The organism is Aeromonas sp. LsrichE-8G, from assembly GCF_022869435.1.
GTDB classification, from domain to species: domain Bacteria; phylum Pseudomonadota; class Gammaproteobacteria; order Enterobacterales; family Aeromonadaceae; genus Aeromonas; species Aeromonas caviae.
In genome coordinates, this window is record NZ_JALIHH010000276.1 from 1 (window position 1) to 293 (window position 293).

The following is a 293-nucleotide window of genomic DNA, read 5'->3' on the forward strand; positions in this document are numbered from 1 at the left end:
AACTCCGGGCTCTTGAGAAAACGAAAGCCCCGTTCGACATTCTGCTGCGCTTTATAGGTGGCCAAAAGTTCGGCCATGGTCAGCGTATCGCTGTGGTCATTGGTCGCCAGGATGAACACCCCGGTCTGGTTGCGGGCCTCTTCAACACAAGCCAGGCTAGTTGCCGCCAACCCAGTGATTTGAAACTGATGGCCAATTGGCTCTTCGCCACGCTTGGGTCTGCCACGTCCTGTATAAACGGGTTCACCTACCACTTCGGCATCCAGTTGCAGCAGCATCAAGCTGGCGGTAAA

1 pseudogene is annotated in these 293 nt (G+C 55.3%); it reads right to left on the reverse strand.

Annotated features, from left to right (window positions below):
* Positions 1-293: pseudogene (locus MUW49_RS21225) on the reverse strand (IS1634 family transposase); the annotation flags it as partial.